This is a genomic window from Parachlamydia acanthamoebae, assembly GCF_000875975.1.
GTDB lineage: Bacteria > Chlamydiota > Chlamydiia > Chlamydiales > Parachlamydiaceae > Parachlamydia > Parachlamydia acanthamoebae.
Genome location: NZ_BAWW01000072.1, coordinates 1 through 231, shown reverse-complemented (window position 1 = coordinate 231; position 231 = coordinate 1). Strand labels below are relative to the sequence as shown.

The following is a 231-nucleotide window of genomic DNA, read 5'->3' as shown; positions in this document are numbered from 1 at the left end:
GCAGAAAATTTTCCGGGAAATGTCCAACTAATCATAACATCTTTGAACGGCCCTGCATGAAATCTTGAGAAACCCAATAAAAGTCCTGGCTACTTAACTTCTTTTTCAACCAGAGCGGCATCCAAGAACTCATACTTCCGATTTTGTATCCAGCCCATTTTGCCAAAATATGCAAAAATGCATATGGAATCATAAGCGGTTGATTTTGCAACAACCTTTCAATCATTTCTC

1 pseudogene is annotated in these 231 nt (G+C 38.5%); it reads right to left on the bottom strand.

What is annotated here, in order from left to right:
* Nucleotides 1-31: 31 nt before the first annotated feature.
* Nucleotides 32-231: pseudogene (locus AOM43_RS13915) on the bottom strand (glycosyltransferase family 2 protein); the annotation flags it as partial.